At 61.2% G+C, this 16395-nt stretch carries 14 protein-coding genes and 1 pseudogene; 7 read left to right on the forward strand and 8 right to left on the reverse strand.

What is annotated here, in order from left to right; translation table 11 throughout:
- Window positions 1–2 precede the first annotated feature (2 nt).
- From cyoA to hmpA, 4 genes are all read right to left on the reverse strand, one after another.
- Window positions 3–944: a ubiquinol oxidase subunit II gene (gene cyoA / locus ACEN93_RS11435; RefSeq protein WP_011335843.1), complete on the reverse strand. Its 942-nt coding sequence runs from the start codon at window positions 942–944 to the stop codon at window positions 3–5.
- Window positions 945–1768: 824 nt separating this feature from the next.
- Entirely contained in the window at window positions 1769–2278 is a 510-nt protein-coding gene (locus ACEN93_RS11440; RefSeq protein WP_007956723.1) for a disulfide bond formation protein B, read from the reverse strand.
- Window positions 2279–2303: 25 nt separating this feature from the next.
- Window positions 2304–2864: an ester cyclase gene (locus tag ACEN93_RS11445; protein WP_039765648.1), complete on the reverse strand. Its 561-nt coding sequence runs from the start codon at window positions 2862–2864 to the stop codon at window positions 2304–2306.
- Between the two features lie 210 nt (window positions 2865–3074).
- A complete protein-coding gene (gene hmpA / locus ACEN93_RS11450) occupies window positions 3075–4256 on the reverse strand; it encodes an NO-inducible flavohemoprotein (RefSeq protein WP_039765645.1) in 1182 nt (393 codons plus the stop codon).
- Between the two features lie 163 nt (window positions 4257–4419).
- Between hmpA and norR the strand changes: the two genes are divergently transcribed.
- From norR to ACEN93_RS11475, 5 genes are all read left to right on the forward strand, one after another.
- On the forward strand, window positions 4420–5973 hold the full coding sequence (norR, locus tag ACEN93_RS11455; RefSeq protein WP_495611423.1) for a nitric oxide reductase transcriptional regulator NorR: 1554 nt from the start codon (window positions 4420–4422) through the stop codon (window positions 5971–5973).
- Between the two features lie 124 nt (window positions 5974–6097).
- Window positions 6098–7000: a chemotaxis protein CheV gene (locus ACEN93_RS11460; protein ID WP_011335848.1), complete on the forward strand. Its 903-nt coding sequence runs from the start codon at window positions 6098–6100 to the stop codon at window positions 6998–7000.
- A 27-nt stretch (window positions 7001–7027) separates the two neighbouring features.
- Complete coding sequence (locus ACEN93_RS11465; RefSeq protein WP_074691012.1) at window positions 7028–7486, forward strand: GNAT family N-acetyltransferase; 459 nt, start codon at window positions 7028–7030, stop codon at window positions 7484–7486.
- A 61-nt stretch (window positions 7487–7547) separates the two neighbouring features.
- On the forward strand, window positions 7548–7865 hold the full coding sequence (locus tag ACEN93_RS11470; protein ID WP_007956738.1) for a hypothetical protein: 318 nt from the start codon (window positions 7548–7550) through the stop codon (window positions 7863–7865).
- Window positions 7866–7952: 87 nt separating this feature from the next.
- Window positions 7953–8702, forward strand: coding sequence for a YkgJ family cysteine cluster protein (locus ACEN93_RS11475; protein ID WP_163976410.1), 750 nt, complete (start codon window positions 7953–7955; stop codon window positions 8700–8702).
- Here the strand turns inward: ACEN93_RS11475 and ACEN93_RS11480 are convergent.
- From ACEN93_RS11480 to ACEN93_RS11495, 4 genes and pseudogenes are all read right to left on the reverse strand, one after another.
- Window positions 8672–9799, reverse strand: a complete 1128-nt coding sequence (locus ACEN93_RS11480; RefSeq protein ID WP_371855243.1) for a methyl-accepting chemotaxis protein — start codon at window positions 9797–9799, stop codon at window positions 8672–8674. The genes ACEN93_RS11475 and ACEN93_RS11480 overlap by 31 nt on opposite strands.
- A 207-nt stretch (window positions 9800–10006) precedes the next feature.
- Window positions 10007–10288, reverse strand: a pseudogene (locus ACEN93_RS11485) (PAS domain-containing protein); the annotation flags it as partial.
- Window positions 10289–10435: 147 nt separating this feature from the next.
- On the reverse strand, window positions 10436–10663 hold the full coding sequence (locus ACEN93_RS11490) for a hypothetical protein (protein WP_039765632.1): 228 nt from the start codon (window positions 10661–10663) through the stop codon (window positions 10436–10438).
- Between the two features lie 134 nt (window positions 10664–10797).
- Window positions 10798–11157 (reverse strand): DUF6124 family protein, encoded by a 360-nt coding sequence (locus tag ACEN93_RS11495; protein ID WP_011335854.1) that lies wholly within the window; start codon window positions 11155–11157, stop codon window positions 10798–10800.
- A 979-nt stretch (window positions 11158–12136) separates the two neighbouring features.
- On the opposite strand from ACEN93_RS11495, the gene ACEN93_RS11500 reads away from it, so the two are divergent.
- Window positions 12137–13297 (forward strand): efflux RND transporter periplasmic adaptor subunit, encoded by a 1161-nt coding sequence (locus ACEN93_RS11500; protein WP_495611424.1) that lies wholly within the window; start codon window positions 12137–12139, stop codon window positions 13295–13297.
- Entirely contained in the window at window positions 13294–16395 is a 3102-nt protein-coding gene (locus ACEN93_RS11505; RefSeq protein WP_495611425.1) for a multidrug efflux RND transporter permease subunit, read from the forward strand. The genes ACEN93_RS11500 and ACEN93_RS11505 overlap by 4 nt, the downstream gene beginning before the upstream one ends.

Here is a 16395-nt window from a genome sequence, read left to right on the forward strand (position 1 = left end):
GTTTACTCCTCTGCCCCGGCAGCTGAATGCGAATTCGAGTCCATATCCGTTGCCGCCACTTCTTTCTCTTTCTTCTCGTGCTTCAGCGGCTTGCCTGGTTTCATGCCTTCGTACTTGTCGACGATGGTCTGGAACAGGTTCGGCGTGACCGAGGAGTAGAGCTCGACTGGATTGTTCTGGCTTGGCTTGGCAAGGGCTGCGTATTCAGCGGCTTCAAGCTGTTTAGGTGCCTTCTTGACTTCACTTACCCAGGCGTCGAAATCTTCCTGAGAAGTTGCGATCGCTTTGAATTTCATACCGGTGAAACCAGCGCCGCTGTAGTTGGCGGAGATACCGTCCATTTCAGCGTTGCGGTCAGCGATCAGGTGCAGCTTGGTGGTCATGCCCGCCATCGCGTAGATCTGGCCGCCCAGGCCCGGGATGAAGAACGAGTTCATCACCGCGTCCGAAGTGATCCGGAAGTTAACTGGCGTGTGCGCCGGGAACACGATCTTGTTGACCGTGGCGATGCCTTGTTCCGGGTAGATGAACAGCCACTTCCAGTCCAGCGCGACCACTTCGATGGTCACCGGCTTGACGTCGGATTCGATCGGACGATACGGATCCAGCGAGTGGGTCGACTTGTAGGTGATGTAACCCAGGGCAATGATGATCAGGACCGGGATGGTCCAGACTGCCACTTCGATCTTGGTCGAGTGCGACCATTTCGGGGTGTAGACGGCGTTCTTGTTGGAGGCGCGGTACTTCCAGGCGAACAGGAAGGTCATGACGATGACCGGCACAACGACCAACAGCATCAGCAGCGTGGCGGTGATGATCAGGTTGCGCTGTTCCAGGCCGACCTGGCCCGTTGGATTGAGCAAGGTCATGTTGCAGCCTCCCAGCAACAACGTGCCGAGCAGCGGCACTAGGCCTAGTAATCTGGGGTACCTGTTTTTACTCATCTCACGACCTCTAAAGCAGCTTGCGCAATGCAGTTGGGTTTTGATCGCCAACACTTCACCCTGCCAAGGGTTGGCATTTTCTTTGGATTGAATAAGGGCCGCCCGTCGCGCGTCAGACGCTCGACAAAACCTGGGACAGCGGTCAGTTCTTATTCGAATTCGTGGTCAAAGGCCTTGTTACAGACCAATTCCATTTGGTGCGGAAAGTTGGAAAGGCACCGACACCTGGGTGTCTCGCAAGCCTCTCGGCTGCCCGACACCCGACTTCCTGCTCACTCCTTAATAAAGGCTGAACAGTGCCGGGAATTCAGTGCGGGCGATTGTAGATAGGTAGCGCCCTATACACCATGTCTTATCCCGAAATAATTTTTATCGCTCTGAGCAACAATCCATCGCTTTTTTTGCAAAAGTGACCCATGTTATCGAAATCGATTCTCAACAAAAACACCAAAAAATGTAGGTCTATCGGCCTCAGTTCAGACAGCTCCGAAAGCTTTTTCCCACGGCGCGATCCGCGCAAAGCCCGATATGCCAAGGCTTTTGGCCATCTGCCCGAGTCTGTTAAAACTGCCTGATCCGGCACACGCGTGCAAAAACCGAAAAACGCTGAAACAGACCAATCCTTTTTTGTAACAGCACTCCAATCCGGACCTGTGAAACGCGCTGCGACAGGGCGTGTGTGACAACATGTCGCACACCTGTCGCACCCTTCCTTGCCGTTCGTCACGGTGTTTTCACACAGACCCTGAAATGCAAAACGCCTCGATCTGCGTCACCGCAAATCGAGGCGTTTGGTTTATCGGCGCACGCGCCGAAAAGTTGATTCAGCGCAACGCTTTTCGGTTACGCGAGGTCAGCAGCGGCACCAGGATCACCACCAGCACGAAGGCCACCAGCGCCCATTGCGCCAGCGAAAGGCCGAGGATCGGCGGGTACGGCGTCGAGCAGAAACCGTCGACCTGGAAGCCCAGCGGGAAGATCTTTGCCAGCGGCAGGTCATCGACGATCGGTTGCAACACATCGATGCCGCAGCTCACCGCCGGATAGAACTGGGTGTACACGTGATGCCCGGCGACACCAGCGCCGGCGATGGCGCAAATCACCACCAGCACCTCAAACACGGTGATGCTGCGCCGGGTGCGCATGGCCGCACCGATGAACGCGAACAGCGCGATCAGCAGCAACGCATAACGCTGCAGGATGCACAGCGGGCATGGCGCCTCGCCCAGCACGATCTGCATGTACAGCGCGCCGCCGATCAGCGCCAGGCAGATGATGCCCAGCAACACCAGATAGCGCCGCTCACGTCCCAATCGAATCGTTTCCTCGCTCATCGCGTTTCCCTTTCATGTCCATGGTTCAGCTGGCCGGCGGCTGCGCTTGCAGTTGCGCCATCAGGCTGATGTTGTCTTCGATATGCCAATTGGCCGCGATGCGACCGTTGTCGATCTGATAGATATCGGTTGCCCGGAAGTCTACACGCTGGCCCTGCCCTTTGAGAGCCTTGAACGTGCCGGTGAAATGCCCGCGAAAGTGCAGGTGCACCACCACGCGATCCCCGGCGACGATCATTTGCTCGATCTCGCAGCTCAAGTCCGGCACCGCCGTGCGAAAGAACTTCGACGCCAGCAGCGGCCCGGTCGGCCCCTGTACCCGGCCTTCCGGCGGGGTCTTGTCGACGAACTGCGGCGACAGGGCAGCGGTGGCCAACGCCTCTTCGCCCGTGTTCCAGAAACTGCCATAACGCCGCGCCGCCAGTTCCATCGCATCACGCTTGGCCTTGGGCAGGCTCTGATCGACGATCAGGGTCTGCGGCTGGATCAACGCGGATTCGGCGAACGCGAATGGACTGGACAGCAAGACAACCGACAGGCCCAAAGTGGCCAGGCTGAAACGACGGGAAGAGGCGAAGTGCGACATGGGGGCGATCCTGATCATGTAAACGAACGAGCGCCTATCATCAGCATCGGGGAATAAACGATAAACCGGTTAAGAAACGATTAACCTTTAAACAGAATTTAAGAATCAGGGCCGTGTAACGGCCAATCGCGAGTAGGCTCGCTCCCATATTTGAATGCATTTCAATGTGGGAGCGAGCCTGCTCGCGAATGAGGGCAACCCGGTTCCGGATTATTCCAGAGCAGCAGCCGGCCCGAAGAACTCATACCGGCTCTGCTTCTCCGGCACACCCAGTGCCTTCAGGTGACGCTTGATCGCCCCCATGAAACCTTTCGGCCCAAGGAAGTAAGCGTCCACATCACGCTCCGCCGGCAGCCACTCGCCCAGTTGCTCCTCGCTCAACAACCCGACCTTGTCCGCCGCCGGGCTCACGCCGTCATCTTCGGCGTAGCAATAGAAGCGCTTGAGCTGCGGATGGCGCGCGGCCAGCCCGTCGATCCAGTCACGGAACGCATGCACGCTGCCGTTGCGCGCACTGTGAATGAAGTACACCGGACGCTCGGTTTCCAGCGCCGCTTCCAGCATCGCCAGCGTGGGAGTGATGCCGACGCCGCCGCTGATCAGCACCAGCGGTTTGTCGCTGGCGGTCAGGGTGAACTCACCCGATGGCGGGAACAGCTGAATGCTGGCGCCGACATGCAGTTGATCGTGCAGGTAATTGGAGGCACGGCCGCCCGGTTCGCGTTTGACGCTGATGCGGTACTGGCCTTTGTTGGCCAGGGCCGACAGCGAGTAGTTGCGGCGGATTTCTTCGCCGTCGAGGATCAGCTTCATGCCGATGTATTGGCCTGGCTCGGCTGCGAGAATCGGGCCCTTGTCCGCCGGTTCGAAGTAGAACGAGGTGATTTCCGCACTCTCCTCGACCTTGGCCGCGACAATGAACTCCCGCGCCCCGCGCCAGCCGCCGACGGCTTGCTCTTTCTGGTCATAAATGGCGGTTTCGGCGCCGATCAGGATCTCGGCCAACTGACCGTAGGCCGCGCCCCAGGCACTCATCACTTGCGGGGTGGCGATTTCTTCGCCGAGCACTTCGGAGATGGCGCGCAGCAGGCAGGTGCCAACGATCGGGTAGTGCTCCGGCAGGATTTGCAGCGCAACGTGCTTGTTGATGATCTTGGCCACCAGATCGCCCAACTGGTCGAGTTGATCGATGTGACGGGCGTACATCAACACGCCGTTGGCCAGGGCGCGAGGCTGGTCACCGCTGGCTTGGTGAGCCTGGTTGAACAGCGGGCGAACCTCCGGGTACTCGGAGAGCATCATGCGGTAGAAGTGGGTGATCAGCGCTTCACCGCCGCTTTCCAGCAGAGGCACAGTGGATTTGACGATGGCTCGATCCTGGACGCTAAGCATAAGGGTGACTCCTGAGCTTTTTCTAAAAGTGCCTTATCCATTCCAGTATTCGTGCCAACTATTTTTTCTATATAAATCAACAGCTTGAAAATTATGTAGTCAGATCGACACAAGCACCTCTATAGTCGCTTCGACTACAACGTGTCTCTTTGACTACAAGCCTATGTCCGCCAAATCATTGCTCACCGCCCTGCTCCCACTGGTTTCCGACCTGTCCCGCGAACTGCCCGAGGGTGAGCGCTACCGGCGCCTGCTCGAAGCCATGCGCGCCCTGCTGCCCTGCGATGCCGCCGCATTGTTGCGCCTCGACGGTGAATGGCTGGTGCCGCTGGCCGTGGACGGTTTGAGCACCGACACCCTCGGCCGGCGCTTCAAGGTCAGCGAACACCCGCGCTTCGAAGTGCTGCTGGCCGGCCAAGGGCCGACCCGTTTCGCCGCCGACAGCGATCTGCCCGACCCGTACGACGGACTGGTCGACGGCCTCGACGATCACCTCGAAGTTCACGATTGCCTCGGTTGCCCGTTGTTCGTCGATGAAAAACTCTGGGGCCTGATCACCCTCGACGCCCTCGATCCGGAGCGTTTCGAACCGATCGAACTTGATGCTCTGCAAGCCTTCGCCAGCCTCGCCTCGGCCACTGTGAATGCCGCCGAACGCATCGAACGTCTGGCGATCCGCGCCGAAGACGAACACCAGCGCGCCGAGGTCTATCGCCAGGCCAGCGGCCAGCAGAACCGCGAAATGATCGGCCAGAGCAAGGCGCATAAACGACTGGTGGAAGAAATCAATCTGGTCGGCGGCAGCGACCTGACCGTGTTGATCACTGGCGAAACCGGAGTCGGCAAGGAACTGGTGGCCCAGGCGATCCACGCTGCCTCCAAGCGCGCCGACAAACCGATCATCAGCCTCAACTGCGCGGCCCTGCCGGACACGCTCGTCGAAAGTGAACTGTTCGGTCACGTGCGCGGCGCCTTCACCGGCGCCACCAGCGACCGGCGCGGCAAGTTCGAACTGGCCAATGGCGGCACGCTGTTTCTCGATGAAGTTGGCGAGTTGTCGCTGACCGTCCAGGCCAAGCTGTTGCGGGTGTTGCAGAGCGGCCAGTTGCAGCGCCTGGGTTCGGACAAGGAACATCAGGTCGACGTGCGCCTGATCGCTGCGACCAACCGTGATCTGGCCGAAGAAGTGCGCAGCGGCCGCTACCGCGCCGACTTTTACCATCGCCTCAGCGTCTACCCGTTGCGGGTGCCGGCGCTGCGTGACCGGGGGCGCGATGTGTTGCTGCTCAGCGGTTATTTCCTGGAACAGAACCGCTCGCGCATGGGCCTCAACAGCCTGCGCCTGAACAGCGACGCCCAGGAGGCGCTGCTGGCCTACACCTGGCCGGGTAATGTGCGGGAACTGGAACACCTGATCGGACGCAGCGCACTGAAAGCGCTGGGCAACTGCAAGGTGCGGCCGAAGATTCTCAGCCTCAGTGCGATGGATCTCGATCTGCCGCGCGAGGTTGTGGATAACTCGCCGGCGCCGTCCGAAGCGACTGCCGCTCTGCCCTTGATCAGCGGCGACCTGCGCACCGCCACCGAGCAGTATCAGCGGCAGTTGATCAGTGCAGCGCTTGAGCGCAATCGGGACAACTGGGCCAGTGCCGCCCGGGAGCTGGGGCTGGACCGGGCGAATCTGGGGCGGATGGCGAAGCGGTTGGGGATGAAATAAAAGTCCCGCCGTCGGATTGGCGCCGGAATCCCTAAAGCCTGCCGGTTACAAGTCGATAACCCGGCATCGATACTTGCTGGCGATCCGTGCGATCGCCGCTCACCTTTTTCCACAGAAGGTTTTTATGTCTTCCAACAAAGCCCGCGCAGATTCACTTTCGCTTCTGCTGTTTACCTTGCGCAGCGGCAAGCTGATGGCGATCAACCTGCTGAAGGTCAGTGAAATCATCCCCTGCCCGCCGCTGACCAAGCTGCCGGAGTCGCACCCGCACGTCAAAGGCATCGCCACCCTGCGCGGTGCTTCGCTGTCGGTGATCGACCTGAGCCGCGCCATCGGCGAGCGGCCGCTGGAAGACCCGAACGGCGGCTGCCTGATCGTCACTGACGTCAGCCGTTCGAAACAGGGTCTGCATGTGCAGGCGGTGAGCAAGATCGTGCATTGCCTGACCACCGACATCAAACCGCCGCCGTTCGGTTCCGGCGGTTCGCGTGCCTACATCACCGGTGTGACTTCGGTGGACGGCACGCTGGTGCAAGTGCTGGACATTGAAAAAGTCATCCACGGCATCGCCCCGGCGCAGATCGAAATGGCCCCGACCGAGCTGAGCATGGAAGACGCCGAAGTGCTGGGTAACGCGCGGATCCTGGTGGTCGACGACAGTCAGGTGGCGTTGCAGCAATCGGTGCACACCCTGCGCAACCTCGGCCTGCAATGCCACACCGCGCGCAGTGCCAAGGAAGCCATCGACTGCCTGCTGGACCTGCAAGGCACGGCGCAGCAGATCAACCTGATCGTCTCCGACATCGAAATGTCCGAGATGGACGGTTACGCCTTCACCCGTACCCTGCGCGAAACCCCGGACTTCGCCCACCTCTACGTGCTGCTGCACACCTCGCTGGACAGCGCGATGAACAGCGAAAAGGCTCGCCTCGCCGGGGCCAACGGCGTGCTGACCAAGTTCTCCTCGCCCGAGCTGACCCACTGTCTGATCGAAGCGGCCAAACACGTCGCAGCTCAGGGTCACTGAGTCTTGAGCGAGACGTTCTGTTTTCTGATGCGGCGCGACCTGAGCCAGGACGTGCCGACCATCGAATGGCCGAACGGCATCGAACTCACGACCTACAGCGCCGAACGCGCATCCGCCGTGCATGAACTGATGCAGATCGGCTACCGCGAAGGCGGTGGTCGGGTGCCGGCGCTGGGCGTCTGGCAACAGCAGTTCGAAAACGATCCGGAATACGATCCGGCACTGTGTTTCATCGCCAGCGATGCCGAAGGCGTCATTGGCGTGGCGCAATGCTGGACCAGTTCCTACATCAAGAATCTGGTGGTGCACCCTCGCGCCCAGGGACGTGGATTGGGTCGGGCGTTGCTGCTTCATGCGTTCAAGGCGTTTCAGGATCGGCGTGAAGGGTTTGTCGATCTGAAGGTGCTGGAAGACAACCGGCGAGCGCAACGCTTGTACGAAATGTCTGGAATGTATGTGGTTCGCCGGGAATGGGTGCCGGACTGACAAACTAAAATCCTGCGGCATACTCCAACCTTGGCGATCAACTTCCAAGGATGCCCGAACCATGAAACGCCTCGCCCTCTCCGTACTTTGCCTCATCGCCCCGTTGGCCCACGCCTCCAGCCCCGACGCCTGGGCGGCCTACGACAAAACCGTGCTCGCCAGCTGCACCAAGGCCAGCGGCCTGAAAAACGCCAAACCGGTCGGCAACGCCGCGCAATTCGATGACCGCGTCGGCTACACCGCGCTGTTGCTGCAAGGCCAGTACCCGCAAAAACACATGAAGGGCCAGCAAGGCACCGAGCTGTGTCTCTACAACAAAAAGTCGAAAACCGCATTCGTCACCGAATGGGACTCGATCCGCCCCACCGCCAAACCCTGAGCGAATGGCGCACAACTTGCTTCACTCCGGGCCTGTACGGCGGCTTTATGTCGCCGATTCACACCCTGATTGAAGATTGCCCGCTCAATGAATACGACCTTTTCCTGCGTAGGCTGCGGCAAATGCTGCACCGATCACCATGTGCCCCTGACCCTGGCCGAAGCCCGCATGTGGGCGGCTGACGGCGGTCAGGTGATCGTGCTGGTGGAGGCGTTTCTTGCCAACGGCCTGGGCCTGCCGGAACAGCAGCGTGAACACGCTCAGCGGCGTTCGGCGGTAGTACGCAGCGGAATGTCCGACGCCCATGTGGCGATCACTTTCGCCGCCTACAACGTCGGTCCCTGCCGGAATCTTGACGAAGACAAGCTGTGCCGCATCTACGAGCGCCGACCGCTGGTGTGCCGCATTTATCCCGCCGAAATCAATCCGCACATCCCGCTGAACCCTGCCGCCAAGGACTGCCCGCCAGAGTCCTGGGAGCAAGGCCCGCAGTTGATCGTCGGCGGTGAGCTGGTGGATCAGGAACTGGTGACGCTGATCCAGCGCTCGCGTCAGGCGGATCGCGATGACATCCGGATCAAGGACGCGATCTGCGGTTTGCTCGGCATCCGCACCACGGCGCTTAAGGGCGATGGGTTCACCGCGTATCTGCCGGACATGGGCGCGTTTGCCTCGGTGATCGATCAGGTCACGGCGCAGCCATTGAGCGAAGTTTCCAGTGAATGGCTGTTCCATGTCTCCGGCGACGACATTGCCGGGCAAGTACGGGCGGCCGGGGCACAAGTGGTGTCCGAACCGCCGCAGACCTACGCGTTCATCTCGTTGCGAGCAGCCTGAGCGCCCTGCCGCCGCCCCCAGAACTCCCGCGCCAGCGAACGCAAATCCCCCGCCAGCCCCGCCACATCCTGTGAGTTGAGCTGGCTCTGGCGCCCCTCATCCACCGTCAGCTCGCACGCCGTGCGAATACTGACGATGTTGCGGTTGATGTCCTCGCTCACCGCGCTCTGCTCTTCGACCGCTGCCGCAATCTGCAGGCTCATCTCGGTAATCTGTTCGACCCGCCCGCTGATCCCGTCCAGGGCCCGGGCCGCACGCTGCGCCTGTTCGACGCTGTTATCCACATGTTCGCTGCTCTGCTGCATCACCAGCACCGCATCCCGCGCGCCGTTTTGCAGGGTGCTGATCATCCGTTGAATCTCATTGGTCGACTGCTGAGTGCGCTGGGCCAGGCCACGCACCTCATCAGCGACCACCGCAAACCCACGCCCGGCATCCCCGGCCCGCGCCGCTTCGATTGCGGCGTTGAGCGCCAGCAGATTGGTCTGCTCGGCGATGCTGCGAATCACCTCCAGCACCCCGGAAATCTCGCTGCTGTGGCCTTCGAGCTGATGAATCACCTCGGTCGCCCGCCCCAACTCCTCGGCCAGCCGCAACACCGCACTGCGACTCTCGCCCACCAGCAGATGACCCTCACGGGTTTCCGTCCCCGCCATATCCGCCGCCACCGACGCCTGCTGCGCATGGCTGGCCACCTCGGCCACACTGGCCGCCATTTGATGAATCGCCGCCGCCACCTGATCGGTTTCCGCCTGCTGCGCCAAGGTGCTGGTGTGACTGCTGTGCAGATGATCCACCAATTGCGCCGCATGCCCGGCCAGCCGCTGCGACGCATCGCCGATCCGCCCCACCACCGCGCCGACCTGCGCTTCAAGCATCTGCAAGGCAAACTCGATCTGCCCGAACTGATCCCGCCGCCCGGTATAAATGCCCTGGCTCAAGGGGTTGTCGGCAATCAACCGCGCACGCTCGGTCAGACGCTCCAGCGGCCGCAATAACCAACCCACGCCCAGCGCACACGCACCACTGCCGGCTACCAGCGCAGCGGCTTCGATGCCCAGAGACTCCGGCCGCAGCCAGGCTTCAATCCCCAGCACCAGCGCCAGCACCGAACTGGTCAACGCCATGATCTTCGCCCGCAAACTCAGGCTCGGCAGCCACTGCCACCGCGCCATCCGCCCCTCGCGCAACTGCGCATACGCCCGCTCCGCCGCCGCAATCTGCCGCGCATCCGGCCGCGTGCGCACCGACTGATACTCCACCGCCGCACCGTTCTGCGTGACCGGCGTGACATAGGCACTGACCCAGTAATGATCACCGTTCTTGCAACGATTCTTCACCAGCCCCATCCACGACCGCCCACCCTTGAGCGTCTGCCACATATGGGCAAACGCCTGCGCCGGCATGTCCGGATGACGCAGCAAATTGTGCGGCGCACCCAGCAGCTCGTCGCGGCTGTAACCGCTGATCCTGATGAAGTCGTCGTTGGCGTAGGTGATCGCGCTGGTCAGATCGGTGGTCGAGAGAATGTTCGCATCCGGCGCAACATCGACATTGCGCCCGGTCACCGGGAGATTGATCTTCATGGAAAGCGCGCTCGTTTTATTGGAAAGAGTCGGCAGGGCTGCTGACTCTAAGCGCACTCACTGGTTAAACGTTGATCTGGCTCAGGAACTGAGCAATTAGCCATCACTGTGACCGAAAATCACAGCGACGGCCGAGGCGGGATTGAATCAGCGCTTGCCCATCGAACGGCGAGTACCCGAAGGCGCCACACCCGGAATCTTGGCGTGACGATCACCGTCCTTGCCCTTGAATTGCGGCTGCTTGGCCGCTTTGGCCGCCGCCAGCTCACCTGGCTTGAACGGAAACTTGAACGCAGGAATGGTTGGCTTGGATTCGCCGGCCTCGGCCAGCTCTGCCGGGACATCGCTCACAGCGTTGTCGATTGGAGAAGTCATGAAAGCTCCGGGAAGCAAAAAGTCCGGCCCGGTGGATGAGCCGCGAAGGCGCGCAGTATACCTGCGTGAGCGGAGTTTAAAGAGCCCCCAAAAGGGTACGACCGGTTCCTTTTCGGGACTCTTCGACTAGCGGATCACGTTTGCGGATCAACCCGATCCAGCGCCCTGTTCACCGCCAGCTCCGCCAGCATGATGATCTGCTGGATTCCCAACGCCGTACTGCGCTGCGGGCCGGAAAGCTCATTGGCGAAGTTGCTGGCAATGGTACTGGCCGACGCCAGGGACTCGCAGGCATTGGCCAGCAGGCTTTCGGTGTCGACGTTAGGAGTGACCATGTACATCGTGCTCGGGCGCGGCTTGGTGGGGTTGGGGCAGAGGTAATAGTCGAGGGCGCGTTTGATGGCTTCGCGGTTACGGGCGAGGTCTTCGGCGCGCATGGCCTCTTCGAGGGGGGTGGGGGATTCGAGGGGTGGATCGGGTATCAGTTTGTCCATGAAAAACTCCTACTTGGCTATGGAGCCATCCCTTGTCGTTTCCACACGACAAGAGGTGGCAGCTGTACGCAGGGTGGAAAACCGATAAGTAGGCAACCGGCCAGACCGAAGTCTGCCTGCGCACAGCCGCCGCGACGCAGTTTGCAGACGAAAGAAGACATCGGCAACGATTACGGGGAGATGCTTTGCAACTACTTGAAATCAGGTTTCCACGCCTGTTCGCTGAATTGGCAGCGACAGCCAGAGACTAGAGAGCGTGCTTCCGACGGACAACCTGAAAACGTTGTGGGAAGGATCGCCGAAACAGACACAACTTTTAAACATTCGAAAATGGAACGCGGAGCGTCCCGGGCGGCATTCCCACGCGGAGCGTGGGAACGATCAAAACAATCGGTACACCCGACACGTTTCCAAACATCCGAAAATGGAACGCGGAGCGTCCCGAGCGGCATTCCCACGCGGAGCGTGGGAACGATCAAAGCAAAAGCAGTCCGCATTTGCTTCTCGCTTCCCACCACTCAACACAATGAGCGTTAGCTCGAGTACCGCTTTTGACGTGCCGGCCCCATCGGCAGGCTGAGTGGAGGGATTTATCCGGGGGTGGGAGCGCAGCGACCGTGCGGCGAAGCCGCATGCATCGAGAGGAGGTGCAGCGAAGCAAACCGTAGGCGATGCCCCCGGATGAATCCCGTAACGAAGGAACGCCGAGCCACAGCGAGGCGCCGAACGCCGGGGCCCAGCGTTTTGGTTACTTTTGGGCGTCTGCAAAAGTGACTCGCTGTAAGAGCGAAACCGCCATCCGCAACACCCGAAGAAACGGATATTCACAAAGAACATCCAAAGCCTGGCCGGCCCAAAGGCCGCCAAGTCAAAAGCCGAAACTGACAGCGCCGTCAGCCAGCCGTCACCCTCCTGACCCCCAAACAAGTTTATAAAGACAAAACCTGCCCAAACCCCGTCCCCCTGGCGCCCCACAAGCATGCAAATCCAGAAGAAAAAGGCCCTGCTCGCCACCCTGTTGATCGCCCTCGCAGCCGCAGGTCTGTGGTACGCATACAAACCCGCCCCGGCCAAACTGGCAGCCCCCACCGCCAACCCGGTCAGAGTAGTAGCCGGCAGCGAAAAAGACGTCCCCCGCTACACCAGCGGCATCGGCTCGGTCCTCTCACTGCACAGCGTCGTGGTGCGCCCACAGATCGACGGCATCCTCACCAAGCTCCTGGTCAAAGAGGGGCAACTGGTGAAACAGGGCGACCTGCTCGCCACCATCGACGACCGCTCGATCCGCGCCAGCCTCGACCAGGCCCGCGCACAACTGGGCGAAAGCCAGGCACAACTGCAAGTGGCGCTGGTCAACCTCAAGCGCTACAAACTGCTCAGCGTCGACGACGGTGTATCGAAGCAGACCTACGACCAGCAACAGGCACTGGTCAACCAGCTCAAGGCCACCGCCCAGGGCAATCAGGCTTCGATTGACGCGGCACAGGTACAACTTTCCTACACCCAGATTCGCTCCCCGGTCACCGGCCGCGTTGGCATTCGTACGGTCGACGAAGGCAACTTCCTGCGCATGACCGACACCCAGGGTCTGTTCACCGTGACCCAGATCGACCCGATCGCCGTCGAGTTTTCCCTGCCCCAGCAAATGCTGCCAACCCTGCAAGGCCTGATCAGCGACCCGCAGCGCGCACTGGTCAAGGCCTACATCGGCGCCGACACCGATGGCGAAACCGGCAACCTGCTCGGCGAAGGTCACCTGACCCTGATCGACAATCAGATCAACGCCAACACCGGCACCATCCGCGCCAAGGCCGAGTTCGACAATCCCAACCAGAAACTCTGGCCGGGCCTGCTGGTGACGGTAAAGATTCAGACAGCGCTGGATAAAGATGCGCTGGTGGTCCCGCCCACCGTCGTACAACGCGGTCTGGACCAACACTTTGTATACCGGGTCAACGGCGACAAGGTTGAAGCCGTGCAGGTGCAAATGGTTTATCAGGGCAGCGGCCAAGACATCATCAAGGGCGTGAAACCCGGCGACGTATTGGTCAGTGACGGCCAGTCGCGGCTCAAGCCCGGTTCGACCGTGCAGGTCATGAGCGAACCGCCGCAGGTGGTGCAAGCGGAGCCCAAGCCATGAAGCAGCACAAAGGCGTTTCGACCTGGTGCATCGATCACCCGGTGGCGACGATTCTGCTGACCATCGCGCTGGTGCTGGTCGGGGTGATTGCCTTCCCGCGCCTGCCGATTGCCCCACTGCCGGAAGCGGAATTTCCGACGATCCAGGTCTCCGCCCAACTGCCCGGCGCCAGCCCCGACACCATGGCTTCATCCGTGGCCACGCCGCTGGAGGTGCAATTCAGCGCCATCCCCGGCATGACCCAGATGACCTCCAGCAGTGCGCTGGGCTCCACGTTGCTGACCCTGCAATTCACCCTCGACAAGAGCATCGACACCGCCGCCCAGGAAGTGCAGGCCGCGATCAACACCGCCGCGGGCAAACTGCCGAAAGACATGCCGACCCTGCCGACCTGGAAGAAGGTCAACCCGGCCGACAGCCCGGTACTGATCCTCAGCGTCAGCTCCACGCAAATGCCCGGCACTGAACTCAGCGACCTGGTGGAAACCCTGCTTGCGCGTCAGATCAGTCAGATCGACGGTGTAGGCCAGATCAACATCACCGGTCAGCAACGTCCGGCAATCCGCGTACAGCCCTCGGCCGACAAACTGGCGGCCATCGGCCTGACCCTCGCCGACATTCGTGTGGCGATCCAGCAGACCAGCCTCAACCTCGCCAAGGGCGCCTTGTACGGCGACTCGAGCATTTCCACGTTGTCGACCAACGACCAGTTGTTCCACCCCGAGGAATACAGCCAGCTCATCGTTTCCTACAAGGACGGCGCCCCGGTTCACCTCAAGGATGTCGCGAAAGTCGTCAACGGTTCGGAAGATGCCTACGTGCAGGCCTGGGCCGGTGATCGGCCGGGCGTGAACCTGGTGATCTCCCGCCAGCCCGGCGCCAACATCGTCGAAACCGTCGACCGGATTCAAGCCGCCCTGCCCGGCCTCGAAGCCATGCTGCCGGCCTCGGTGCAGGTCAAAACCCTGATCGACCGCACCCAGACCATCCGCGCCTCGCTGCATGAGGTGGAAATCACCCTGCTGATCGCGATCCTGCTGGTGGTGGCGGTCATGGCGCTGTTCCTGCGCCAGTTGTCGGCGACGATGATTGTCTCGGCGGTGCTCGGCGTGTCGCTGACGGCCAGTTTCGCCTTGATGTATTTGCTCGGTTTCAGCCTGAACAACCTGACCCTCGTGGCCATCGTGGTGGCCGTGGGCTTCGTGGTCGACGATGCCATCGTGGTGGTGGAAAACATCCACCGTCATCTGGAGGCCGGCGACAGCATGCGCGATGCCGCGATCAAGGGCGCCGGCGAGATCGGTTTTACCGTGGTGTCGATCAGTTTCTCGCTGGTGGCGGCGTTCATTCCGCTGCTGTTCATGGGCGGCGTGGTCGGGCGCCTGTTCAAGGAATTCGCCCTGACGGCCACCTCGACCATCATGATTTCCGTGGTGGTATCCCTGACGTTGGCGCCGACGCTCGCAGCGCTGTTCATGCGCAAACCGGTGCATCACGCCCATGACAAACCAGGCTTCAGCGAACGCCTGCTCGGCTGGTACGAAAAAGGCCTGCGCCGCGCCCTCGCCCACCAGAAACTGATGATCGGCGTGTTCGGCATTTCCGTCGCACTGGCGATTGGCGGCTACGTGTTTATCCCCAAGGGTTTCTTCCCGGTGCAGGACACCGGTTTCGTCCTCGGCACCACCGAAGCCGCCGCCGATATCTCCTACAGCGACATGGTGAAAAAACACCTGGCGATGGCCGAAATCGTCGCCGCCGACCCGGCCGTGCAGGCGTTCTCCCACTCGGTCGGCGTGTCCGGCAGCAACCAGACCATCGCCAACGGGCGCTTCTGGATTGCCCTGAAAAAACGCGGAGACCGCGATGTTTCGGCCAGCCAGTTCATCGACCGCATTCGTCCGCAACTGATGAAAGTCCCGGGCATCGTGCTTTACCTGCGCGCCGGCCAGGACATCAACCTCAGCTCCGGCCCGAGCCGTGCGCAGTATCAATACGTGCTCAAAAGCAACGACGGGCCGACCCTCGCCACCTGGACCCAGAAACTCACCGAGAAGCTGCGCAGCATCCCGGCGTTCCGTGACATCTCCAACGACCTGCAACTGGGCGGCAGCATCACCCACATCAGCATCGACCGCAGCGCCGCCGCGCGTTTCGGCCTGACGGCGAGTGATGTCGACGAGGCGCTGTACGACGCCTTCGGCCAGCGGCAGATCAACGAGTTCCAGACCCAGGTCAACCAGTACAACGTGATTCTGGAACTGGACACCAAACAGCGCGGCAAGGCCGAAAGCCTCAACTATTTCTACCTGCGCTCACCGCTGAGCGGGGAAATGGTGCCGCTGTCAGCCTTGGCCCGATTCGACGCGCCGACCATCGGTCCGCTGTCCATCGCCCATGACGGCATGTTCCCGGCCGCCAACCTGTCGTTCAACCTGGCGCCCGGCGTGGCACTGGGCGATGCGGTGATTCTGCTGAATCAGGCCAAGGCCGAGATCGGCATGCCGACCGCGATCAGCGGCAACTTCCAGGGCGCGGCGCAGGCGTTCCAGAGTTCGCTGAAAAGTCAGCCGTGGCTGATTCTCGCGGCGCTGGTGGCGGTGTACATCATTCTCGGCGTGCTCTACGAGAGCTTCGTCCATCCGCTGACGATCATCTCGACCTTGCCGGCGGCGGGGTTGGGTGCGGTGATCATGCTGTGGATCTGCGGCCAGGACTTTTCGATCATGGCGCTGATCGGGCTGGTGTTGCTGATCGGTATTGTGAAGAAGAACGGCATCCTGATGATCGACTTCGCCCTGGAAGCCCAGCGCCATCGCGGGCTGTCGCCGCAGGATGCGATTTTCGAAGCGTGTATCACGCGGTTCCGGCCGATCATCATGACCACCCTCGCCGCGCTGCTCGGCGCCCTGCCGCTGATGCTCGGTTACGGCACCGGCGCGGAACTGCGCCAGCCGCTGGGGATTGCTGTGGTGGGCGGCCTGCTGGTCAGCCAGATGCTGACGCTGTTCACCACGCCGGTCATATACTTGTGGCTCGAGCGGCTGTTCCACAAGCCCAAACCGGCGCCCGTCGCGGCGCTGGCAACGACAGACTGA

This window comes from Pseudomonas sp. Pseusp21, assembly GCF_059492145.1.

What these genes read in the sequence shown, in the direction of transcription:
- cyoA (WP_011335843.1), bottom strand. Translation starts at nt 944, where the DNA reads ATGAGTAAAAACAGGTACCCCAGATTACTAGGCCTAGTGCCGCTGCTC.
- ACEN93_RS11440 (WP_007956723.1), bottom strand. Translation starts at nt 2,278, where the DNA reads ATGAGCGAGGAAACGATTCGATTGGGACGTGAGCGGCGCTATCTGGTG.
- ACEN93_RS11445 (WP_039765648.1), bottom strand. Translation starts at nt 2,864, where the DNA reads ATGTCGCACTTCGCCTCTTCCCGTCGTTTCAGCCTGGCCACTTTGGGC.
- hmpA (WP_039765645.1), bottom strand. Translation starts at nt 4,256, where the DNA reads ATGCTTAGCGTCCAGGATCGAGCCATCGTCAAATCCACTGTGCCTCTG.
- norR (WP_495611423.1), top strand. Translation starts at nt 4,420, where the DNA reads ATGTCCGCCAAATCATTGCTCACCGCCCTGCTCCCACTGGTTTCCGAC.
- ACEN93_RS11460 (WP_011335848.1), top strand. Translation starts at nt 6,098, where the DNA reads ATGTCTTCCAACAAAGCCCGCGCAGATTCACTTTCGCTTCTGCTGTTT.
- ACEN93_RS11465 (WP_074691012.1), top strand. Translation starts at nt 7,028, where the DNA reads ATGCGGCGCGACCTGAGCCAGGACGTGCCGACCATCGAATGGCCGAAC.
- ACEN93_RS11470 (WP_007956738.1), top strand. Translation starts at nt 7,548, where the DNA reads ATGAAACGCCTCGCCCTCTCCGTACTTTGCCTCATCGCCCCGTTGGCC.
- ACEN93_RS11475 (WP_163976410.1), top strand. Translation starts at nt 7,953, where the DNA reads ATGAATACGACCTTTTCCTGCGTAGGCTGCGGCAAATGCTGCACCGAT.
- ACEN93_RS11490 (WP_039765632.1), bottom strand. Translation starts at nt 10,663, where the DNA reads ATGACTTCTCCAATCGACAACGCTGTGAGCGATGTCCCGGCAGAGCTG.
- ACEN93_RS11495 (WP_011335854.1), bottom strand. Translation starts at nt 11,157, where the DNA reads ATGGACAAACTGATACCCGATCCACCCCTCGAATCCCCCACCCCCCTC.
- ACEN93_RS11500 (WP_495611424.1), top strand. Translation starts at nt 12,137, where the DNA reads ATGCAAATCCAGAAGAAAAAGGCCCTGCTCGCCACCCTGTTGATCGCC.
- ACEN93_RS11505 (WP_495611425.1), top strand. Translation starts at nt 13,294, where the DNA reads ATGAAGCAGCACAAAGGCGTTTCGACCTGGTGCATCGATCACCCGGTG.